Source organism: Gemmatimonas sp. UBA7669, assembly GCF_002483225.1.
In the GTDB taxonomy this organism is placed as follows: domain Bacteria; phylum Gemmatimonadota; class Gemmatimonadetes; order Gemmatimonadales; family Gemmatimonadaceae; genus Gemmatimonas.
Genome location: NZ_DLHL01000036.1, coordinates 19,599 through 42,128, shown reverse-complemented (window position 1 = coordinate 42,128; position 22,530 = coordinate 19,599). Strand labels below are relative to the sequence as shown.

At 65.3% G+C, this 22,530-nt stretch carries 18 protein-coding genes; 10 read left to right on the top strand and 8 right to left on the bottom strand.

The annotated features are described in order from the left end of the window. Positions 1 to 129 precede the first annotated feature (129 nt). Genes B2747_RS10120 through B2747_RS10100 form a run of 5 tightly spaced genes read left to right on the top strand, consistent with a single transcriptional unit; the run spans position 130 to position 6,542 of the window. Entirely contained in the window at positions 130 to 813 is a 684-nt protein-coding gene (locus tag B2747_RS10120; RefSeq protein WP_291159977.1) for a hypothetical protein, read from the top strand. Further along, on the top strand, positions 810 to 1,382 hold the full coding sequence (locus B2747_RS10115; protein WP_291159975.1) for a hypothetical protein: 573 nt from the start codon (positions 810 to 812) through the stop codon (positions 1,380 to 1,382). The genes B2747_RS10120 and B2747_RS10115 overlap by 4 nt, the downstream gene beginning before the upstream one ends. Positions 1,383 to 1,402: 20 nt before the next feature. Then, positions 1,403 to 3,787 carry an ATP-binding protein gene (locus tag B2747_RS10110; RefSeq protein ID WP_291159972.1) on the top strand — a complete coding sequence of 795 codons (2,385 nt, stop codon included), beginning with the start codon at positions 1,403 to 1,405 and terminating at the stop codon, positions 3,785 to 3,787. Then, positions 3,784 to 4,176, top strand: a complete 393-nt coding sequence (locus B2747_RS10105; protein ID WP_291159969.1) for a response regulator — start codon at positions 3,784 to 3,786, stop codon at positions 4,174 to 4,176. The genes B2747_RS10110 and B2747_RS10105 overlap by 4 nt, the downstream gene beginning before the upstream one ends. Beyond that, complete coding sequence (locus B2747_RS10100) at positions 4,173 to 6,542, top strand: response regulator (RefSeq protein ID WP_291159966.1); 2,370 nt, start codon at positions 4,173 to 4,175, stop codon at positions 6,540 to 6,542. Before B2747_RS10105 ends, B2747_RS10100 begins: the two co-directional genes overlap by 4 nt. A 37-nt stretch (positions 6,543 to 6,579) precedes the next feature. Here the strand turns inward: B2747_RS10100 and B2747_RS10095 are convergent, their stop codons facing one another. After that, positions 6,580 to 7,935 carry a serine hydrolase domain-containing protein gene (locus B2747_RS10095; RefSeq protein ID WP_291159964.1) on the bottom strand — a complete coding sequence of 452 codons (1,356 nt, stop codon included), beginning with the start codon at positions 7,933 to 7,935 and terminating at the stop codon, positions 6,580 to 6,582. A 203-nt stretch (positions 7,936 to 8,138) separates the two neighbouring features. Between B2747_RS10095 and B2747_RS10090 the strand changes: the two genes are divergently transcribed. The 4 genes from B2747_RS10090 to B2747_RS10075 all read left to right on the top strand — a co-directional run bounded on the left by B2747_RS10090 (position 8,139) and on the right by B2747_RS10075 (position 12,744). Continuing rightward, on the top strand, positions 8,139 to 9,530 hold the full coding sequence (locus B2747_RS10090; RefSeq protein ID WP_291159959.1) for a winged helix-turn-helix domain-containing protein: 1,392 nt from the start codon (positions 8,139 to 8,141) through the stop codon (positions 9,528 to 9,530). Positions 9,531 to 9,605: 75 nt separating this feature from the next. Further along, on the top strand, positions 9,606 to 10,835 hold the full coding sequence (locus B2747_RS10085) for a PepSY-associated TM helix domain-containing protein (protein ID WP_291159956.1): 1,230 nt from the start codon (positions 9,606 to 9,608) through the stop codon (positions 10,833 to 10,835). Positions 10,836 to 10,899: 64 nt separating this feature from the next. Continuing rightward, a complete protein-coding gene (locus tag B2747_RS10080) occupies positions 10,900 to 11,775 on the top strand; it encodes a PP2C family protein-serine/threonine phosphatase (RefSeq protein ID WP_291159953.1) in 876 nt (291 codons plus the stop codon). Between the two features lie 189 nt (positions 11,776 to 11,964). After that, the gene (locus tag B2747_RS10075; protein ID WP_291159950.1) at positions 11,965 to 12,744 is read left to right on the top strand and encodes a carboxypeptidase-like regulatory domain-containing protein; all 780 of its coding nucleotides are present in this window, start codon (positions 11,965 to 11,967) and stop codon (positions 12,742 to 12,744) included. Positions 12,745 to 12,951: 207 nt separating this feature from the next. On the opposite strand, the gene B2747_RS10070 is transcribed toward B2747_RS10075, so the two are convergent. From B2747_RS10070 to B2747_RS10055, 4 genes are all read right to left on the bottom strand, one after another. Then, on the bottom strand, positions 12,952 to 13,407 hold the full coding sequence (locus B2747_RS10070; RefSeq protein ID WP_343125890.1) for a TspO/MBR family protein: 456 nt from the start codon (positions 13,405 to 13,407) through the stop codon (positions 12,952 to 12,954). Between the two features lie 76 nt (positions 13,408 to 13,483). Further along, positions 13,484 to 14,299: a hypothetical protein gene (locus B2747_RS10065; protein WP_291159946.1), complete on the bottom strand. Its 816-nt coding sequence runs from the start codon at positions 14,297 to 14,299 to the stop codon at positions 13,484 to 13,486. A gap of 43 nt (positions 14,300 to 14,342) precedes the next feature. After that, on the bottom strand, positions 14,343 to 15,875 hold the full coding sequence (locus B2747_RS10060; RefSeq protein ID WP_291159943.1) for a serine hydrolase domain-containing protein: 1,533 nt from the start codon (positions 15,873 to 15,875) through the stop codon (positions 14,343 to 14,345). Between the two features lie 147 nt (positions 15,876 to 16,022). Beyond that, positions 16,023 to 16,841 carry a helix-turn-helix transcriptional regulator gene (locus tag B2747_RS10055; RefSeq protein WP_291159941.1) on the bottom strand — a complete coding sequence of 273 codons (819 nt, stop codon included), beginning with the start codon at positions 16,839 to 16,841 and terminating at the stop codon, positions 16,023 to 16,025. A gap of 148 nt (positions 16,842 to 16,989) precedes the next feature. On the opposite strand from B2747_RS10055, the gene B2747_RS10050 reads away from it, so the two are divergent. Continuing rightward, entirely contained in the window at positions 16,990 to 17,520 is a 531-nt protein-coding gene (locus B2747_RS10050) for a mechanosensitive ion channel domain-containing protein (RefSeq protein WP_291159939.1), read from the top strand. A gap of 511 nt (positions 17,521 to 18,031) precedes the next feature. On the opposite strand, the gene B2747_RS10045 is transcribed toward B2747_RS10050, so the two are convergent. The 3 genes from B2747_RS10045 to B2747_RS10035 are packed head-to-tail and all read right to left on the bottom strand — an operon-like array spanning position 18,032 to position 22,468. Next, positions 18,032 to 19,675, bottom strand: a complete 1,644-nt coding sequence (locus B2747_RS10045) for an alpha-D-glucose phosphate-specific phosphoglucomutase (protein ID WP_291159937.1) — start codon at positions 19,673 to 19,675, stop codon at positions 18,032 to 18,034. 18 nt (positions 19,676 to 19,693) lie between these two features. After that, positions 19,694 to 21,964, bottom strand: coding sequence for a xanthine dehydrogenase family protein molybdopterin-binding subunit (locus tag B2747_RS10040; protein ID WP_291159935.1), 2,271 nt, complete (start codon positions 21,962 to 21,964; stop codon positions 19,694 to 19,696). A 3-nt stretch (positions 21,965 to 21,967) separates the two neighbouring features. Next, positions 21,968 to 22,468: a (2Fe-2S)-binding protein gene (locus tag B2747_RS10035; protein WP_291159932.1), complete on the bottom strand. Its 501-nt coding sequence runs from the start codon at positions 22,466 to 22,468 to the stop codon at positions 21,968 to 21,970. Positions 22,469 to 22,530 lie beyond the last annotated feature (62 nt).

Genomic DNA, 22,530 nt, shown 5'->3' with positions numbered 1-22,530 from the left:
ACTACTTAATCAGAGATTCCTTAGCGCGGAGGCGATTGGGCAATCGCGCGGCCTCGGTCCCCCGTGCATTTTGAGGGAAGCGGACTTGCATCCGTCCCACCCCGTCCCCTCGCCCGTCCCGGAGCTCGAATGCCCAATACCTGCGTGTCCTGGTACAACCGTCTCGTGGCCAAGAGCGACATCAAGTCGCGGGCCGCCATCGTCAAGGAGCTGCGCCAGGCAAGTGAAGGCCGTTCCACCGGCAACGGCGCGCCGGAGGGACACTCCGGCATTCACTCCATGTCCTACGATTCGTCCGAGAAGACCGCCATCACCTACGACACGCTCATGGGTGGGACAGGCGGTGTGGCCATCGACAAGGGCAAGCACGGCGTATTTGTGCAACCGGGCGACATCGACAAGGTGCTGGCCACCATGTTGAGCTCCAAGGCCGCCAAGTACATGTTCACGCAGCTCGACGGCAATGGTGTGATCGGCAAGATGACAGCCTACGTGCCGCCTTCCGAACGCAAGCCAGTCATGTCTACCAGTGCGGGCGCGGCCGGCGGCGAGCGCGGCGTGGGCGGTGTGGTTTCCGGCGGCAAGCAGAATGAGTCGGTGGGCATGTTCATCTACTTCAAGATGGGCAACAAGGGCGGCAGCGAATATCTGCACCTGCAGACCTGCTACCCCATTGCCGATGCCGACATTGGTATCAGCAGCGACGGTGCGCGGGTGGTCATCACCGGGCAGGCCGCCGGTGGCGGTGGCGGCGCGGGCGTGAACACGACGTACAAGTTCGACTGGATTGGCGCTGACGCCCCCCGGCCATGATCAGGCGCGCTGTGGCGGCGGCCAGGCGTCTTGCTGGACTGGGTGCCGCCGCGGTGCTGGTGGCCTGCGGCGGCGACGCCGCGCCAACGGAAACCGACGGGCCGCTGGAGCGGGATGCCAGCGCCGCCTTTCAGACGGACTCCATGAGCTATGGGCTTGTGCGCACCACGCAGGAATACCAGGGACGCGTGGAGATGCAGTACACCAACCGGCGCAACGACACCGTGTACGTGGCCAATTGCGGAGGGGCGACGGCGGTGAAACTCGAACGACTCGTGGCCGGCCAGTGGCGTACCGCCTTCGAGCCGCCGGTCTTCAACTGCTTCAGTCAGCCCATTGTCATCGCGCCCGGGGCCACGCGGCGTTTCACCTTGCTCATCGGGGCCGGCGTGCAGGGCAGCGCGGTTGAGCCCCGCTGGCCGTATGCCGATGTGGAGGGCACGTACCGCGTGGTGTGGGGGCAGTTCCTCACCTCATACCGCGAAGATCGCTCCCCCAAGGGTGACGCCCTGCCGCTCGACCAGCGGCTCAGCAACCGCTTTCGACTCGTACTGTCCACCGTACGCTGAATCGCACCCTGAATCACGGCATGGTCACGCCTCCTGCCTTGACAGTGCGTCGCACACTCGCCGCGCGTCTCCAACGTCGTGTCTGGGCCGTGACGGGCGTTTACGCCCTGTTCGCAGCGCTCTGGATTGCCTTTTCAGACCAGCTGCTGCTCGTGATCGCGGGCAGCGCCGATCGATTCGTGCAGCTCAGTGTGTACAAGGGCCTGTCGTTTGTGGCGGTGACGTCCATCCTGCTGTTTGTGGTGCTGCGCCGCCTGCTCGATCGGGTGGCGGCGCGCGAACAACGCGAACGCGCGCGATACGAGGCCCGTATTCTCGGGCAGCAGCGCATTCTCGAACATGTCGCCCACGGGACCACGCTGTCTGCGTCGCTTGACGACATCGTGCGATTCATCGAAGCGCAGATGCCGGACATGCTGGGCTCCATCCTGCTGCTCGAGACAGACGGCAAGCGCCTGCGTCATGGTGCGGGGCCCAGTCTGCCCCGCGAGTATATGGCGGCCATTGATGGGGCGCCCATCGGCCCCATGGCCGGCTCCTGTGGCACCGCCGCCTTTCGTGATGACGCCGTGTACGTCGAGGACATCGCCACCGATCCTCTCTGGACCGACTACAGACACCTCGCGCTGCCACACGGGCTGCGGGCCTGCTGGTCCACCCCCATTCGCTCGGCGGAGGGCCGCGTGCTGGGCACCTTCGCCATGTACTTCCGCACGCCCGGCATGCCGCGCGAGGATCATCTCGCGCTGGTGGACATCGCCACACAGTTGGCCTCCATTGCCATCGTGCGCGCCAACACCGAGCAGGCGCTGCGCGACAGCGAGTCACGCTTTCACGCATTCATGGACGCCGCGCCGGCCATCGCATGGGTGACCGACGAAGACGGACGGCATGAGTACATGAACCATGCCTGGACGCAGGTGTTCGGGCGTGACCGCGAGGGCTTTCACGGTCAACGTGCGACGGACCTGGTGCCATCCGAGGTCGCCGCCCGCATTCGCGAGAGTGATGCGCAAGTGCTCGCCTCTGGTGCCCCGCTGCAGATCGCCGAAGATCGAACGGTGGTGGCCGGGAAGGAGGCGTGGTGGAACGTCGTGAAGTTCCCATTCCAAAGTGCCGATGGCCGGCGACTGCTGGGCGGGGTAGCCATCGATGTCACGCCGCGCAAGCGCATGGAGCAGGAACTGAACCGCACGCGGGCCCGCCTCGAAGTGGTGGTGGAGAACCTGCGCGAAGGGCTCATCATCACCGATCCGGTGGGTGACTTCCTGCTTTGGAATCCCGCCGCGCTGCGCATGCTGGGTTTCGCCGATCCTGAAATCGGTCGTCGGCACCAGCGGGACTTCTCCAGGTACTTCGAGGTGTCCACGGTGGAAGGCGAGCCGCTGGCCTTGGCCGATTGGCCGCTCGCGCGCGTGCGACGTGGTGAGGTGCTGGATCACTTCGAAGTGCGTGTCCGGCGCAAGGACACGGACTGGCAGCGCATCTTCAGCTACTCCGGCGCCTGCGTATCGCTCGACAGCGGTGACGAGCTGGCCTTCGTGACACTCGCGGATGTCACCGAGCGACGCGAGCAGGAGCGGCAGCTGCGTGAACTCAACGCCGGACTTGAAGAGCGGGTTGAGCAGCGTACCCGCGAACTGCGCGCCGCGTTGGAGCGCGCGGAGTCAGCGGATCGTCTCAAGTCGGCGTTTCTGGCTACCATGTCCCATGAGTTGCGTACGCCGCTCAACTCGATCATTGGCTTCACCGGAATCCTGCTGCAGAAACTGGCCGGCCCGCTCAACGACGAGCAGGCGCGTCAGATGGAAATGGTGCGGGGCAGCGCGCGCCACCTGCTGGCCCTCATCAACGACGTGCTCGACATCTCGAAGATCGAAGCGGGGCAACTGGAGGTCGCGGCTGAGTCTTTTGCGCTGTCGCCGATACTCGACCGCCTCATGGCCACCATGCAGCCGCAAGCCGAAAAGAAGGGGTTGGCGCTGGTGCTCATGGCCGATGAGCTACCGGCCGAGCTGCATACCGATCGGCGCCGCACCGAGCAGATTCTGCTCAACCTGCTCTCGAATGCCGTCAAGTTCACCGACCGCGGGCAGGTGACCCTGCGGGTGGGCACGGATGCGGCGTGGCAGCGTTCACCCAGCGACGCCCCGGTGGCCGCCGTACGCTTCGTGGTGCAGGACACCGGCATCGGCATCGCCGATCGGGATCTGCCGGCGTTGTTCCAGCCGTTCCGTCAGGTGGACTCAGGACTCGCCCGCCAACATGAGGGGACCGGCCTCGGACTGTCCATCTGCCGCCGGCTGACGGAGCTGCTTGGCGGCGACATTACCGTAGCGAGCACACCGGGCATTGGCAGCAGTTTCACGGTTACGCTTCCCCTTCACCTGCAGCGTCACGCATGAGCTCCCGCATCCTGCTGATCGAGGACAACGAGCAGAATCGCTATCTGGCGACGTTTCTGCTCGAGCGGCACGGCTACCAGGTGGAGAGCGCCGTTGATGGCGCCAAGGGCGTGCAGGCCGCCGCGTCGCATCCTCCCGACATCATTCTGCTCGACATCCAGTTGCCGCAGATGGACGGGCACGCTGTCGCGCGTGCGCTGCGTGAACTGCGCGCACTCGATGCCACCCCCATCATTGCCGTGACCTCCTATGCCATGGTGGGCGACCGCGAGAAGTCACTCGCTGCGGGCTGTGACGGCTATATCGAGAAGCCCATCGATCCGGATACCTTCGTGGATACCATCCGGGACATCGTGGAGAGTGTGCGAAGCACCAGAGGCCGCTCATGACGCACATTCTCATCGTCGATGACAAGCCGGAGAACCTGTATTATCTCCGCGCCTTGTTCTCGGGGTCTGGCTACACGGTGGAAGAAGCGCGGCACGGTGCCGAAGCACTGGTCGTGGCGCGCAGTCATCCGCCAGATGTGATCATCTCCGACCTGCTCATGCCGGTCATGGATGGCTACACCCTGCTGCGCTATTGGAAGGCCGACGCGGAGTTGCAGCGCATTCCCTTCGTGGTGTACACCGCCACCTACACGGAGGAGAAAGACGCGCGCCTTGCGCTGGACCTGGGGGCCGATGCCTTCATTCTCAAGCCCTGCGAGCCGGACGTGCTGCTCGAGCAGGTGGAAGCCGTGCGGACGCGCCGCGTTTCGACGCCCGGGGTGGAGAGCAGCGATCCACGGCGCAACGAAGTGATGCAGGTGTACAGCGAGGCGCTCATTCGCAAGCTGGAGGAGAAATCGCTCCAGCTCGAGGACGCCAACAAGCGCCTGGCGCGTGCGTCGCTGCTGCTGGAGATTGCCGGCCGCGTGGCGCGCATGGGTGGCTGGTGGCTGGAGCTCGATGCCTCGCACGTGGTGTGGTCGGCGGAAACCTGCCGCATACACGGAGAGCCGGAAGGCACGGCGCCCGATCTCGAACGGGCCCTGCATTACTACGAACCGCTGAGATCGCGTCCGGCCGTGCAAGCGGCATTGGCTCGCTGTCGGTCGGAGGGCACGCCCTTCGACCTCGAACTCGAGCTGGTGACCCGTCAGGGACACACCGTGGCCGTGCGCGTGATTGGCGAAGCCGTGCGCGACGAGCATGGGCGTACGGTGCGTATCCAGGGCGCCATCCAGGACGTGACCGAACGCCGCGCCGCCGATCGGCGGCTGGCGCAGCAGGCGGCGCTGCTCGAGAAGGCGCAGGATGCCATTCTCGTCCGTGCGTTGGACGACACCATCCTGTACTGGAACCAGAGCGCCGAGCGACTCTACGGGTGGAGTGCGGCCGAAGCCGTCGGGCGCAATGCCCATGAACTCATCAACGACGACTCCGCCGAATTCCTGGACGCGAAGGCCGCGCTGATGGAGCGCGGCGAGTGGACCGGTTCACTGCGGCAAGTCGCACGCGACGGACGCCGCGTGGTGACGGAGTGCCGTTGGACGCTGGTGCGGGATGAAGAGGGCAAGCCGGAGTCGATTCTCGCCATCAACACCGATATCTCCGAGCGGCGCAACCTCGAGCTGCAATTCCTCCGCGCGCAGCGTCTGGAGAGCATCGGCACGCTGGCCGGTGGGATCGCGCATGATCTCAACAATGTGTTGGCACCAGTCATGCTGTCCCTCAGCCTGCTGCGGGACATGGTGGGGCCGGAGGGCGAGTCATTGGTGAACAGTCTGCAGCAAAGCGTGGGGCGTGGCGCGGATCTGGTGCGTCACGTCCTGTCGTTTGCGCGTGGACTCGATGGCAAGCGTGAGCCGCTCGATTTGCGCGAGGTCGCGCGTGAGCTCGAATCGGTGGTGCGCGAGACCTTCCCCAAAAACGTGGCCTTCACCATACAGCTTGCAGAGGCACCCTGTCTGTTGCGCGGCGATGCCACGCAGCTGCACCAGGTCATCATGAATCTGGCCGTGAACGCGCGTGATGCCATGCCTGAGGGTGGCGCGTTGCAGATCGTGGTGGATCGTGAGCAGGTGAGCGCTGGACCCGTAGCCACGGCCATCGGACTTGCACCGGGTGCCTACGTGCGTCTGGTGGTAGAAGACAGTGGCGAGGGCATTCCGCCTGAGCACCAGGTCGTGATCTTCGAACCGTTTTTCACCACCAAGGGCGTGGGCAAGGGCACCGGGCTCGGGCTGTCCACGGTGCAGAGCATCGTCCGTGGGCACGGCGGCACGATCGAACTCGAAAGTGAGCCCGGCAAGGGCACACGGTTCATCTGCTGGTTCCCGGAGGTGGAGGCGGGTGCCGGCGCGCAATCGGCACGACCGGCCGAGCGCCGACTCCCCGAGGGCCGCGGCGAGTGCGTGCTGGTGGTGGACGACGAAGACGGCATCCGCTCCGTGGCGCAGCGCATTCTCGAACGCAGCGGCTATCGTGTGCTGCTCGCCGCCAACGGCCGGGAAGCGCTGCATCTCTTTCACGTACACACCGGCGACATCGATGTGGTGCTCACCGACGTCGCCATGCCCGAACTTGATGGCCCGGGCTTTGTGGCCGCCTTGCGCGCTGACGGGGTGGATGTCCCCATCATTGTCTCCAGCGGTCATGCCATGGACGCGGCCGCGCTCATGAGTACCGGCGCCGAGTTCTTCATCTCCAAACCGTTTACCGCCGAGACCCTGCTGGCCACGCTGCGCGGGGCGCTGGTGGGGCGGCGCTAGTCGTCAAGAGCGATGGGCCGCACACGCGTTCGACGATTCACCGACTGCGCAGGGTCCATCGCTGCGTACCAAGCCGAATCAGCACGTGGGCCTGGCGCGCATCGCGCTCCGTGACTTCGAGGGGGTACAGTCCCCACGGTGTCACCACGGCGTACAGGTCATCCCGGATTGCGCGCAGCGGCAAGCGATCAGCGCCCACGCCACCAGACTGCAGAAACCGTGCGCGCAAGGGTTCGGGCGTGCTCACCCATCCGCTGTCCCCGTTCACGACCCACTCGCCCTCAACGGCGGTGGTGTCGTATGTGCCCTGCCAACGGCCGGACAGCTCAAGCGCTTGCCGACGCGGCGCTGAGTTGAACAGGGCCTCGAGCAGCACGTTGGCCGTGCCATCCATGGAGGCCGTCCACTCGACGTTGGTCATGAGCGCGAGGCTGCGCCCCTCATTGCGTCGCATGAGCAGCACGGAACGTGTGCCGGGATTGGCCCCGGCATGATGCGCCAGCGGCCGGCCGCGCCAGTCCTGCTCCACACGCCACACAAACGCCACGCCGGTGCCGACGCCGGCGTTTGTGCGCTGCTCCGTAAACGCCGTGGACAACGTGGCGGCGGAGAGCTGCCCGTCAAAGTAGGCGCGAGTCATGCGCACCAGATCGGACGGCGTTTGCAGCAATCCGGCGCCGGCCCAGGCAAAGCTCAGGTTGCGCGGACCGGGCAGGGCGCGCAGCGAGTCGCCCTGACGGGCGTACAGGAGTGCCATGCGCGGCGACAGCGAATCCACGAACAGGCCACCCGATGAGGGCATGTCGAACGGCACAAAGACCTCGCGGGCCAGCAGATCCAGAATGGGCTGCTTCGCGCGTTGCTCCAGGACCGCCGACAGCAGCGTGATCCCGTGCGTGGAGTAGACCGAACGTTCACCGGGCGCACCAACGCGTCGCGCTTTCGAAAACTCGTCCAGTGCCGCGCTCGCCCAGACATGGCGTTTGTCGCTGGGCATGGAACCAGGTCCATAGTGCGGAATGCCCCCCAAGTGGGCGGCCAGCAAGCGCGGCGTGATCGCGGCGGCCCCCGGAAAATCCGGGAAATGCGCAGACACGGGCTGGTCGGGATCAAAGCGACCGTCCTGCATCATGCGCAGTGCGGCGGTGGCCATCACCACTTTTGACACCGAGGCCGACCCGAACCGCGTACTGCTGTCCACGGGCAGCCGGCGACTCAGATCACGATATCCCGCGCCACGTGCAAAGCGCACGCGGCCCTGGTCCAGTGCGGCCACACTGAGGCCGGGCAGGCGGGCCACACGCACGAGGTCCTGCATGAGCGTCGTCGCCAGAATTGAGTCGGGACGCGGCGACGCCGTAGCTTGGGACTGTATCGTGGCGGGAAGTAGCATCGCGGTCAGCGCGACGGGCAGCAACCGGAACACCCGGAATCGGACATGACGTCGGACATGAAGTCGGACATGGGATCGGACATGAGCAGCGACAACGGAAGCAGCAGGCACAGCGCGCCTCGTCAGCATGAAGGGGTGGGGCGATGCAAAGGGGTTACCTGCGAGGAGTACGCGGCCGGATTGCGTGGCAACAGGGAAGCCCGGTGAAGGACGGTGAAGCGAAGGAAAACGGCCCGTTGTCGGCCATTGTGCTGCGCCGAAGCACGCGTCAACTCATAGGGCCCACGGGTCGTGTGGTGGACCTGCCCTGGCTGACGATGCAGCTGCTGATCGCGCTGGGCGATCACGCGCCCCTATTTGTGGATCCGCGGAGTTTGCAGGAATTGGTGTGGCCGGATACACACATTTCACCTGACGCGCTCAAACAGCGCGTACGGCTCGCTCGGCAGTCGTTGCGTGAGGCCGGCTACGATCCCGCCGTCCTCGACTCGGTGCGTGGTGAGGGCTATGCCCTGCGGCTGCCGCTGACAGAACCGGGTAGCGAGACGACGCCCGTTGCCATGGTTGAAGCAAAGCCGGCGGCCCCCCTCCCGGTGGAGCACAGTGCGGCCCCGCGCGCCAGCAGTACCTACCAAACGACCTGGTGGAGACGTTGGCGCATTGCGATCATGGCGGCGCTCATCTTTTCCGCTGCGGTGGTTGCCGAGCGTCTTGGCACTTTGGGGCGGAGTGAAGCAGCGAGCGAAGTCGCGCGGGGGACCGTGCCGGCCCCGGCCATCGGTCCGGTCCCGGTAAGAGTGGCGCTGCTGCGCGATCTGTCCAGCGACACGGTGGTGGACCGCGCACTCGAGTCCGTGTTGCAGAGTGCTCGGCGCAGCATGTCCGCTCATGCCGACGTGCTGTTGGTGCCGCGCGCTCCAGGCGGTGCCTGCGCCGACGGTCCACCGGTGCACCTTTGCGCACACATTACCGGCGACGCACGTGAGGTTCGTCTCGATGTGACCGACCTCAGGAGCGGCACCGCGCTCGTGCTTGGCAACTGGCCCCTGCCTGCCACCGAAGGCGATGTCCTCGCCAATAGTGCCGAAGCGGCGCAATTGGCGGTGCTGCTCTCACCCGGTGCGCTGCGCTGGATTGGCGAGCCAACGGGGCGTGGGGACCGTGAATTCGGGACCCTGCTACGTGCAGTGAGGGCGGCCACTGGCTGCGACGGCGTAGCCTGGCGAGACGCGGTTCGCGCGCTCGACGCCACGGCAGAACGGGCGCCGCAGTTTCATGTGGCGCGTGCACTCAGGGCGCTGTTGGTGGCGGCGATCGTCGACTCCCCGTCGGTCGGGCGTGCGGACTCCAGTGCCATGGCCGCCGGGCTTGGTGATGTAGAGGCCCTGCTGCGCGACGATCCCAACCAGATGCTGGCGCATGCGGCGCGCTGGCTGGCGGCTGCGAGGCAACTGCCACCGAGCGAGGTGAGCACGGCACGCGAGGCCGAGTTGTCGGCGGAGTTCCGGCGGATACGCCGGCTGTCGCCTGGGGTGGCATGGCTGAGCGAGCACCTGAGGTCCTGTTCGTCCCGGGAGGGCGGCAATCCCGATTGACGACATCGGGATTGGAGAATACTTTTCAAGTATCTCTTGAAAATCGTTCTCAACAAACAACCGCGCTCGCGCCTCATGCGTACGCTTCGCCCCGTGCTGTTCTGGACCCACCTCGTCGCCGGCGTGATTTCTGGTGTCGTTGTGCTGATCATGTCGGTCACCGGCGTGCTGCTGACCTACCAGAAGCAGATGACGCTGTGGGCGGACCTGCGGGGCATCGAAGCCGGGCCGCCGGCGCCGGGCGCTGTGCGTCTCACGCCCGATTCGTTGCTGGCGCTGGTCGCGGCGCGTGAGAGCAAGACACCCAGCAACGTGGTCTGGCGCAATGGCGCCGACATGCCGGTCGAAGTGCAGTTCGGTCGTGAAGGGCGTCAGTATCTGAGTGCCTACACGGGCGAGGTACTGGGCACAGGCAGCGTGGGCATGCGCAAGGTGTTCTCCGTGGCCACCGATTGGCACCGTTGGCTGGCCATGAAGGACGATGGCCGCAGCACGGGCAAGGCGGTCACGGGCTGGAGCAACATGGCATTTCTGGTTCTCGTGCTCACGGGCATGGTGCTCTGGTGGCCGCGCAATCTTACGGCACGTGCAGTACAGCAGGTGCTGTGGTTTCGCCGCGGGCTGTCAGCCAAGGCGCGCGACTTCAACTGGCACAACGTGATTGGCATCTGGAGTGCGCTGCCGCTGGTGGCGGTGGTGGCCAGTGCCACGGTCATCTCCTTCCCTTGGGCCAGTGACCTCGTGTATCGCGTGGTGGGCGAGGAGCCGCCGGCGCGCGCAACTGCCACGGCAAACAGCGGGAGCGCAGCGACCGGAAGCCGTGAAGCCGGCAGCCGCCGGGCCGGGAGCCAGTCTGGCGATGCACCGCGCGAAGAAGCGCGCGATATCCCGGTGGTTGGTGATGTGTATACCATGGCCGCCGCTCGCATGCCCGATTGGCGCACACTGTCGCTGGCTTGGCCGAAGGCGGCCGACGCGCCGCTCGTCTACTCGCTTGATCGTGGCATGGGCGGTGAGCCGCACAAGCGTGCTACGCTTACCATCTCGCGCACGGGCGACGCACCCAAGTGGTCGGCATTTGGTGATCAGTCGCTGGGCCGCCGTACGCGCTCCATCCTGCGCTTCACGCATACCGGTGAGGTGCTGGGCGTCTGGGGACAGACCATCGCCGGCCTCGTGTCCCTCGGCGCCGTCGTTCTGGTGTACACCGGCCTCGCCCTATCCCTGCGTCGCCTGTTGGCCTGGCGTCGGCGCAGTGCCGCGGAGCCGGTGGTCCTCGACGCTACGCCTGGCGCAGTTGCCTGACATCCGTCTGCGTCTGCAGCACCCGAGCTTGCCATGACGCTGGCTGGACCGCATTGTCTCAGACATGAGCACTGCGTCCATAGAAACTCTGGCCTTCGTTCGTCCACGTGACGATGAACTGGATCTGTTTGGCATCACCCATCCGGGCAAGGTGCGCAGCAGCAACCAGGACCAGTTTCTGCTCTGCACGGTGCACCCACAGGTGGTGGTGCACGGCACCAGTCTGAGTGATACCTCCGCCATCAGTCTGCGCGGAGAGCGCGTGGCCACAGTCATGCTCGTGGCCGACGGCGTGGGCGGCAGTGCCGACGGAACCGAAGCCAGCCGACTCGCCACCATCGCGGTGACCGAGTATTTCGCCTCGGCCATGAAGTGCTGGCACGCGGCGGGCGCCTCGAGCGATCAGGAATTCACCGACGCCTTGCGGCTGGCCGCCGTGGAAGCACACCGGCGTGTGAAGGAGCGCTCGGCCACGGCCTTCGAAGGGCGCAAGATGGCCACCACACTGTCGGTGGGCATTGTGGTATGGCCCTGGCTGTACGTGGTGCAAGTGGGCGACAGCCGCTGCTATCACTACCAGGACGGACAGCTGCGTCAGGTCACACGCGACCAGACCCTGGCGCAGGAGATGATCGACCGCGGTGCGCTCACTCCCGAGCGCGCGCACAACTCGCCGCTCAATCATGTCTTGTCGAGCGCCATTGGTGCCGACGAAGCCTTGCCGGAGCTTTCACGGGTCGACGTGTCGCAGCGCGGCTGCATTACGCTGCTGTGCAGTGATGGGCTCACCAAGCACGTGAGCGATGCGGAGATTGCCGAGGAGTGCGCGCGCATGACGAACTGCGAGCAGCTCTGCCGGGCCCTGATGCAGCGCGCGCTTGATGGCGGGGGCAGCGACAACGTCACCATCGTGGCGGGGCGTGCGCTGCCGCTGGAGTAGCGCGAAAAACTCACGACCCGGAACCTGAACCCAGAACTCGAAACTGATCAGTTCCGGGTTGTGAGTTCAGGTTTCGAGTCGTGAGTCTGTACAACTCCAAACTCAAAACTTGAACTCAAAGCTCAGAGCTGACCGGACTGTCGGATAGCTCTGAGCTTTGAGTTCAAGGATTCAGGCCTGAGTGGACCCATGACGCGACCAATATTCACATTCCTCCTTCTGCCGCTGTGGTGTTTGCCGAGCCTCGCGGCGGCACAAGGCGACGATTTGCCAGCCCGCCAATCGCCCAGTGCGGTGGCGGGCCGCGTGCTGAGTACCGACGGCGAGCGTCCACTGGCCGGCGCGCAGATCCTTTTCGTCGCGTCCGGTACACGAGTACTCAGCGACAGCAACGGCCGATTCCATCTGGGCGGAGTAGCTGCCGGCCGCCACCGCATCCGCGTGCGGCTGCTTGGCTATGCCCCTGTGGACATGGAAGTACGGATTGCAGCCGGCGATACGGTGGAAGTCGATGCGCTGCTGGAGCCCCTGGCGCAGCGTCTGTCCACCGTGCGTGTGGACTCCAGTATTCCCGAGGTCCACCGCCGCTTCATGCAGGAATTCGAGGAGCGGCGAGCCTTCAAGACAGGCGGACACTTTCTCGACTACGAGTTTCTCCGCAAGAACGACACGCGTGAATTGGAGGCGTTGCTTACGTCGACCATTCCCGGACTCAAGGAGGAGCGAGGTATAGCGGTAGCACGTCGCAATGGAGGTATGAAAACCAGTTGCCCCGTCCAGGTGGTAATCAACGAGCGATTCGAGTATCGCGGATTCGGTGGCGGGTTTGCGATCAACAAATTACGGACGCAGGATCTGCTGGCCGTGGAGTTTCATGGGCCGGCGTCCACGCCGCTCAGGTACGGGGGGACCAGCATCGGCAAGGAGGGCGGACCGCAGTGCGGGACCCTGATTTTCTGGACCAGGTGATGTGGGGCAATCAATGAACTCACGACCCGGAACCTGAACCCAGAACTCGAGACTGATCAGTTCCGGGTTGTGAGTTCTGGTTTCGAGTCGTGAGTTTGTACAACTCCAAACTCACAACTTTTACTCAAAGCTCAGAGCTGACCGGACTGTCGGTTAGCTCTGAGCTTTGAGTTCAAGTCTTGCGTTCTGAGTGAAAAGGCAAAGCCCCTACAGCACTCCAGGGTTTCGCTGCCACGACACCCACGCCAGCGCCGCGGCGAAGGTCAGCCAGGCCTGGTAAGGCAGCAGCAGATTGGCCGCTGTCGTATCGACACGCCGAAAGCGCCACTGCACCGTGAACACCAGCGCCCACAGCACCACGATGGTCACCACCGACCACATCCCCAGGCGCCAGGCAAAAAACACCCAGCTCCACAGCGAATTCACGGCCAGCTGCAAGCCAAACAGCCCGAAGCTGAGGCCCGCCCCCTCAAACGGACGCCGCCGCCAGACGCGCCACGCACTCACGGCCATCATGGCGTAGAGCACTGTCCACACGGGTCCGAATACCCAGGCCGGCGGGGCCCAGCCCGGCAAGTCGAGGCCAGCATAGAAAACGGGCGCGTTGCGTGTGCCGAGCGCGCCGATGGCCGAGGCCCCGTAGCACACGAATAGCCACCACATGAGCGCGCCGGCTGCCGCAAAGCGGGGCGAACGCGAAGACGAGGACGCAGTGTCGCTGGTGGCCATGGAAACGGGTTCAGGTGCGGGCTGGGCGTGCCGCCGTGTACGGCCCTCCTGCAGAATACACGCCCTCAAAGCCCTCGCGCAGGCTCGCATCCATCTCAATGCCACGCGGCCGCACGGGTTCCCGGGCCGGCATGTCGTACACGGCGCAGCCACCCGGCGCCTCAGCCGTAGCCGCGCGACAGCCAAAGTAGCGGCCGCCGGGCCGCGCAAAGGTCAGCGCAATCGTTTCGCCCTCGGGCAGCAATTGTCCGGTGGACGGAAACGGCGGATTCTGTGAACTCCACGGCGTCTTGCCGGCATGACCGGCCCCGGTGAGCGCAATCACCAGGCTGTTGGGAACTCGGGCACGCGCCGCCACCAGCGCCTCGGCCAGCGCGGTCTCGCGCGCACGAGACACCGCAGGTGCCGGCACGAGATCAAAGGCCACCACGCTTACGCTATGCCCGGTCGCCCGAAGGCGACGCGCCGTGTCGAGAAGTTCGAACACGGCCAGCGAATTGCGGCCATCGGGCTGCTGCCACGCAGGTGCCGCAAGCACCCGCTCACGTGCGGCGGCGCTGCCGTCCGACTGCACATACGCCTCGAGCGCCGTCTGATTCTCTGCGGTGAACTCGAGGCCCAGCACGACCGGCCGCTTCTGCTGCACTGCCGCGCAGAGCAGGTCGGCGGCAACACGCGGCATCTCTACGGTGCCATGATATTCGCCTACCAGCAGGTAGTTGAGTCGCTCGCGTGACACGAGCGACGCGGCGCCCGGCAGGTCACCGCAGGTGGTCGACGCGAACAGCGAAGAAACAACAGCGGGCATCAACAGAGTGAACAGCATGGGAGCGGGGTCCAGGTGGGCACGGACACCCCCACGGCGTCCGTTAGCGCATTGGATGCAACGCGCGCACAAAGCGTTGCCCGTTGAGACGCAGTTCTGTCACCGCTCCGTCCGTCGATCGCAAGAAGCTGAGGCCCATCTCATCGCCCACGAACGCCATGCGGAACGCCTCGCCACTCGTATCCTGCGGCACGAGTGTGCCGTGGACTGCTCCCCAGCGATACTGCAATTCCTGTGTTCGTTCGTCCTGCGCGACCTCGAAACTCCCAAGCGTAGCCGACGCATAGCGGCCCACGTAGGCGGACAAGGGCACGGGCAGTTTCAGCGCCCGCCGTACACGCCGCACGCTGTCCTGTGCCTGCGCGGCCTGCACCAGCTGTGCGCGTCGTGCCACCACACTGTCCAGGCGCGCCGTGGCGCGCTGCTCGGCGTCCACACGGCCGGCTTCGAGGTCGTAGGCATAGGCTGCCAACACATCGGTGAGCGCTGCACCGGGGTCTCCGGTACTCACGGCCACCACGCCGATGCGGCGTGCGGGCAGGAACGACAGATGCGAACGAAAACTGTGGTAGCCACCAAAGCGGCTCACCATGCGCTCCCCTTCGTAGTGGCCGATATCCCAGCCAGCCGCCCAGCCCTCGCGATCAAAGTAGGCATACCGTCGTCCGGCTGGCCGCGTGTGTCGAGCGATGAGTGCGTGACTGCGCGCCACCGCCGATGCACGAAACACCTGGCGGCCATCAATGCGGCCGCTGTCCATCTGCACGATGGTCCAGCGCGCGAGATCACCCAGTGTACTGAGATGGCCGCCGGCCGAGTTCATGGTGGCGTCCACCTTGAAGAATGGGGCGGTTGCGAAAGCGCCTGTAGCCGTGAGCTGGTGCGGCTTGGCAATGCGTCGCGAATTCAGGCCGTTCACATGCGCAAACGTTTGCCGCATGCCAGCGGGTACATACACGGAACGTGCCATCCACTCGCGCCATCCGCGCGGTTCCAGCCGGTCGATGACCATGGCGGCCACATTGTAGCCGAGGTTGCTGTACACCAGTTCCGGCGTTGCGCGCACCGTGGCGTATTGCAGAAGCCCGGGCCATGCGGACTCCGCTTGAATGCCGGTGAACGCGGCGTTGAGTGTCACGGCCACGTCATTGAGATTGTGCGTGTGACTCAAAAACTCGGCCAACGTGAGTCGCTCGGCGTTCACGCCGTTGGGCCAGCGCGCCGAGGGCAGAAGCGTGGCAATTGGTGAGTCAAATGACAAACGGCCGGCGTCGGCCAGAAGACTCACCGCGAAGCCGGTGAACGACTTGCTGGTGGACGCCACATACCACAGCGTGTTGCCATTGGCGGGTATGCGCGCCGAGACATCGGCCATGCCAAAGGCACGCTCGTACACCGTGCGGCCATCCATGGTGATGGCGAGGCCCAACGCGGGCGTGAGTTCGGCCTGCATGGCACGTTCGGCCAGGGCGTTGACAGCGGCGGCAAGCGCTGCGGCTGTGGGACGCGATCCTTTGGATTCCTGTGCCCGAGCAATCGTGGGCGGACAGAGCACGGCGGGCGCTACGGTAGCCATCAACGCGGCGAATCGGCGACGCACGCCACGGCGGCGATGCGGGGTGTTTGGCAAGCGAGCTTCCATGAGACGATGAGGTGGAAAGGACGGCGGTCACCAGCCCTGCACGCATTCTCACCACAGGCCTGTCCGAGGCGCTTGCATTTTTCAAACCAACGGCGCCGCTCCGTGTGTGGAATCAACCACGGCGCGCAACGTTCGTGGTGAGAGGCCAAGCAGGGCTTTTACCTCTCGGCTCATGTGAGCCTCGTCGGCGAAACCGCAGTGCTGCGCCACGAGTGCGCCGCGCAGGCGGGACGCGGTCAGCATGGCGGCGGTGTAGCGGAGCCGCTCGTGCCTGAGCAAGCTGCCCAGACTGACGCCGTACCATCGCCGAATGCAGCGCGCGAGATACACCGGGTGCACGCGCGCCTCGGCGGCGAGTTGGTGTCCATCGAGCGACGGGTGCCAGCTCTCGTGCAAACGCTGCACCACATCCCGCAGCCAGCGCGGCGCTTCGCCGGTCGCCACGCGGTCGGGCCGCGCCGTGAGTGCCGCGACGAGATCATTGAGGTCGGTGTCCCCGGCCGTCATGATTCGCGTGCCAAGTTGCTGATGCCGCTGCACCAAACGCAGAAACGGGCGCGCCACCTGCACATCATGATACCAGCGCCACGCGGTGTCGCGACCTGGATGCTCACTCAGCGCGGCCAGCGTGGCCTGCGGCAGCGACAGCCGCGCCAGTCGAGCGCCTTCATTTCCCCAGGCATTGGCGTGCACCAGATCGGGGGCTTTGACCACCACGCTGAGAGGCGCGCCCTGCGCGGTTTCCCGCCCTACCGTTTCGCTCAAGCCTCCGCGTAGCACGAGGCTCAGGTGCAGCTCGTCGTGCCGATGCGGCGCCTGTCGCTGGGCGCTTGCATAGTTGTCGAGGCGAAAGGCCAGCGTGGGCTGTGAGGGCGGGGTGGGGGGCAGAGCGGCGGGCATGGGGACAATACGCAGCGCGGCGCTGCGGTGATTCACGCCCCCCGCAATGCAGCGTGCAGACTGTACGGTTTCAGCTGGCGGTGCGCATAGATTGCGGGGGTTGGGTTGCAGGTCGGCCCGATTCATTCTGCATTCCCGGAGTGTTGGCGTGGTCACACAAGAAGGTCTGGCGCAGCTGCTCGTGCTGGCGCAGGTGGTGGGCATTATCGTGGCGGCGTGGCTGCTGCGCCGTCTGGTGCTGCGGCTCATTCGCCGCATGAGCGAAGCCTACAACCTGCCGGCCACCTCGTTGCCGGGCGGGCGCCGGCTGGTCAGCCTGCTCATCAACACGGCCGCGCTGCTGCTCATTCTCCAGCGGCTTGGCGTATCGGGCACCGTGCTGTGGACGGCCTTCAGCGGCTTTGTGGCCGTTGGCGCGGTGGCCTTCTTTGCCGCGTGGAGCGTGCTGTCGAACATCTTCTGCACGCTGCTCATCTTCTCCACCAATCCGTTCCGCATTGGCGATCGCATCGAGGTGCTGGAGAACGGCGAGAAACCCGGCTTCAAGGGTCGCGTGACCGACATCAACCTGATCTACACCACGCTCGAGGAGCTGAACACCGAGGCCGTGGCCACGGGCACTGTGCTGCAGGTGCCCAATAACATGTTCTTCCAGCGCGCGGTGCGGCGGTGGCGGTAGGGCGCGGCCGAATCAGCGTTGGAAAACTAAGTTGCTGATCGCAGCTGGTGGGGTCTGACCTCTCGGCAGGAACGTCACCAACACGGTGTCATACAGGGTGGGGACCACGTTCCCCGGGAGTCGATAGCGAGTGGCCAGGAGCGAAACTACGACCTCCGCACTGGCCGTGTCTGGGTTTGGAACCTGCGGCGGTGATGCAAGCCGCTCGACGAGGTACGAGTACTCACCGCGTGCGTTGCTGATGACTGGCTGAGTAGCATAGCCGTAAAGTGGCCTTGAGGGGACCGTTACGAACACCACGGCGGAATCAATGGGTGTGCCGTCTGCAAACTCGACTCGTCCGACTACCAGACCGGTATGGCTTGCCCGGAAGGGAATGGTCGAAGTCGGTGTCGAATTGCAGGCGCCAGTAATGGGGATTAGGAGGCTGACACTGACGATGGCTCTTCGAAACATGGCTAGACCCATATGAATTGCAGATCAAGTTCAACCGGAACACGGTCACACTGGGTCAGGTGACCACCGTCGGTTCACTCCGCCCCGTGTGCTCGCGCAGTGCACTCACCGTGAGCGCCACGTTCACCAGATCCGCCAACGCGGACGCCGTATCGAGACCGAGACGCTCGACATCGGTTTCGCGCGACTCGATGTACACCCGAATGGTGGCGCCTTCAGTGCCCGTGCCCGACAGGCGAAACACGATGCGCGCGCCGTCCTGGAACAGGAGGCGAATGCCCTGGCGCCGACTCACTGCGCCGTCCACCGGGTCGGTGTAGGCAAAGTCATCTGCCTGTGACACCACACGCCCGGCCAGCGTGCGACCAGGCAGGGAGTCCAGTTGCGCGCGCAGCCCAGCCATGACCGCATTGGCGGCCTCGGTGGGCACACCCTCGTAGTCGTAGCGCGTGTAGTAGTTGCGGCCATACTCGGCCCAGTGCCCGCGCACGATCTGCTCCACACTCTCGCCGCGTGCAGCCACGATGTTGAGCCAGAACAGCACCGCCCAGAGCCCATCCTTCTCGCGCACGTGATTGCTGCCGGTGCCAAAGCTCTCTTCACCACAGAGCGAAATGCGCCCGGCGTCGAGCAGGTTGCCGAAGAACTTCCAGCCCGTAGGCGTCTCGAAGCAGGGAATGCCAAGACGTTCAGCCACCACATCCACCGCCGCGCTGGTGGGCATGCTGCGTGCCACGCCGGCGAGTCCGTCGCGATATCCCGGCACCAGCGTGGCATTGGCCGCCAGCACCGCGAGACTGTCACTCGGTGTGACAAAAAAACGGCGTCCCAGAATCATGTTGCGATCGCCGTCGCCATCGGATGCCGCGCCAAAATCCGGCGCATGATCCCCAAAAAGCTCCTCCACCAGCTCATGCGCGTAGGTGAGATTGGGGTCGGGATGCCCACCGCCAAAGTCGGGCAGGGGCACGGCATTGATGACGGTGCCCGCCGGCGCACCGAGCCGCCGCTCGAGAATCTCCACCGCATATGGGCCGGTGATGGCGTGCATGGCGTCGAAGCGCAGCGCAAAGCCCCCGGCCAACAACGCGCGAATGGCTTCAAGGTCAAACAGCGCCGCCATGAGATCAGCATACGCTGCCACCGGGTCGACCACCTCAAGGGTCAACGTGCCCAGCGTTTGCGCACCCAGCACATCGAGATCAAACACCGGCACGTCTGCGACACGGTAGGCTGAGAGCGAGGCTGCGCGCTCTGCCACCCGGTTGGTGAAGACCTCGGGCGCGGGGCCCCCGTTGCCGGTGTTGTACTTGATGCCAAAGTCCCCGTCGGCACCGCCGGGATTGTGGCTGGCCGAGAGAATGATGCCACCGGCTGCGGGCTGTCCGCGTACGCCGCGGCGAATGAGATGCGAGGCCGCCGGTGTGGACAACAAGCCGCCGCGTCCCACCACCACATGCGTGATGCCATTGGCGGCCGCCATGCGCACGATGGTGTGAATGGCTTCGCGGTTGTGAAAGCGTCCGTCGCCGCCGAGCACCAAAGTTTGCCCGGGTTGCAGCGCCGCTTCGTCGAGAACGGCCTGCACGAAGTTCTCGAGATAGTGCGGCTGCTGAAAGACGTTGGTGCGCTTCCGCAAACCGGACGTCCCCGGTCGCTGGTCAGCGAACGGGGACGTCGGGACTGTCTTCACGACCATGTCTTTACACCCATGCCGTTATGACCACTTGAGATCGACCTTGCTGAGCGGCAGCTGCCTGACGCGCTTGCCCGTGGCCTGCCAGATGGCTCCCATGAGCGCGGGAATGAGCGGCGGCATGGCCGGCTCACCAATGCCCGTGGGTGGATACGTGGTCTTCTTCCAGTGCACTTCAACCACCGGCGGCGCCTGACGGATGCGCAGCAGGCTGAAGTTGGAGGCGTTACCGGCCGTGGTGGTGGCCGGCGCGAAGTTGCCCTGATCGGCCTTGCCGGCGGTAAAGGTGATTTCCTGACCGTAGGCCTGACCCATGGCATCGAGCACCGCACCCTGCACCTGCTGTTCGGCATGGTTGGGATTGATGATCTCGCTGCCCACGTCGCCCACGGCCCACACCTTGTCCACCTTCACCACGCCGGCCTTGCTGACCGTGGCCTGCACCACCTCGGCGAAGTAGCCGCGATGGCTGTAGTAGAAGGCCACACCCATGCCCGTGCCCTTGGGCAGTGTGGTCTTGCCCCAGCCCGATACGTCACGCGCCATTTCGAGCACCCCGATGATGCGCTCGGCGCTCATGAGCTGCGCCTGCTGCTGCGGCGTGTAGGGCTGCTGGGGCGGAATCTCCGCCTTCAGCATGTCGATGCGGAACTGGATGGGATCCTTGCCCGCGGCTTCGGCGCACTCGTCGATGAAGCCCTGGAAGGCAAAGGACAGGGCGTTGGAGCGCGGCGCACGCAACGCGCCCGTGGGCACGCCCAGCGGCATCATGGACACGTCCATGCGCAGGTTGGGCACGAAGCGCGCGGGATACTCGGTCGGTCCGATGTCGGCGCTCGACGCAAAGCGCTCGCCGTTGCCGAACGTGGCGAAGTGATTGCGGAACGCGATCAGCTTGCCATTGGCATCCACACCGCCCGTGAACTTGTGGAAGCCACCCGGACGGAACTGGTCGTGCTGCATGTCGTCTTCGCGCGTCCAGATCAGCTTGACCGGCACCTTGGCTTCGCGCGCGATGAACGCGGCTTCGGCCAGGGGCTCGTTGTAGAGACGCCGCCCGAATCCGCCACCGGCCCGCATCATGTGCATCACCACCTGGTCTTCCTTGATGCCGAGTGTACCGGCCACCAGGGCACGACCACCCTGCGGCGTCTGCGAGGTGGTCCACATTTCGCAGGTGCCGTCGGCGTTGATGCGTGCGGTGCAGTTCTGCGGCTCGAGCGTGGCGTGGTTGATGAAGGGATAGCTGTACTCCGCCTCCACCACCTTGGCTGCACTTTTGATGGCCGCATCGAAGTCGCCGTCGTTGCGAATGGTGCGCTGTGGCGCCGAGGCAAAGAACTCCTTGGCCTTCGCGGCAAAGGCGGCACTCGACTGCTGCGACGTGGGATGATCCGCCCACTGCACCACGAGCTTCTTGCGCGCTTCCTGCACCCGCCACCAGTTGGTGCCGACAATGGCGACACCCGCCTTGAGGCCGGCGAGATTGTCGGTGCCTTCCACCACGAAGGCATGCGTAACACCTGGCTGCGACTTGACCACATCAAGGTTGGCGCTGGCCACCTTGGCCGCATACACGGGCGCCTTCACGAAGGTGGCGTAGTGCATGTTGGGCACCGTCACGTCGATGCCGAAGATCGGCTTGCCGGTGAGGATGTCCTTGAGCGCGACCGTGGGAATGCGCTTGCCGATGATGCTGAACTGCGACGGATCCTTGAGCGGCACAGTATCGAGCGCCGGCGGCGTGACGCCGGCCGCGGCCGTGGCCAGTGACCCGTAAGTGGCCTGACGGTTCGACGCCTTGTGATACACGACGCCCTTGGCGGTCGTGAGTTCCGCCACCGGCACGCTCCACTGCGAGGCGGCTGCCTGCAACAGCATGGCGCGACCCGCCGCACCCACGCGGCGCTGCGGAATCCAATTGGTGGGCGTGGCGGTGCTGCCACCCGCCACCTGCGCCGGATACTTGTTCGGATCAAAATCGGCCTGCTCAATGCGGACCTGCTTCCAGTCCACATCGAGTTCCTCGGCAATCAGCATGGGCAACATGGTCTGAATGCCCTGGCCGATCTCGGGGTTCTTGGCCGTGATGGTGACGACGTTGTCAGCCGTGATGCGAATGAAGGCCGACAGCATGGGCTCTGCGGCGGGCGCACCGCCAACGAGACGCTGCAGCGCCTCAACCGGTTCGGCGTAGCTGGCCAGCAGCAGTCCGCCGCCGGCGAGCGCCGACACCTTGAGGAACTCACGACGCGTTGGCGCCTGCGTGGCGGGTGTGGTTGTGGGTGTCATGGCTCAGTCCTCCCCGGGCGCGCCGCTGCTACCCACTGCCGCGCCGCCGGCCTTGATCTCCGCGGCACGATGTACGGCCGCGCGAATGCGCAGATAGGTCGCGCAGCGGCAGAGATTCGTGTTGAGCGCCGTGTCGATGTCGGCGTCCGTGGGCTTGGGCGTCTTGGCCAGCAAGCCCGCCGCGGCCATCATCTGGCCAGCCTGACAGTAACCGCACTGCGGTACGTCGAGTTCTTCCCAGGCCTTCTGCACGGCGTGCGCACCGTTGGGGTCGAGCCCCTCGATGGTAGTGACGTCGGCGCCGGCCGCGCGTGAGACCGGCAGCGTGCAGGTACGCTGCGCCACGCCGTTGATGTGCACGGTGCAGGCGCCGCAGCGATTGGCGCCGCAACCGAACTTGGTCCCCTTGAGGTCGAGTTCGTCGCGAAGCACCCAGAGCAGGGGCATATCGGGCGGCACATCCACGGTGCGGGACGTGCCATTGACCTTGAGCGTGATCGGCATGGGATCCGTGAGGTCGGAAGGAAGGAGGCTAACCCAACAAATGTCGCTCGCGGACGGGCGGG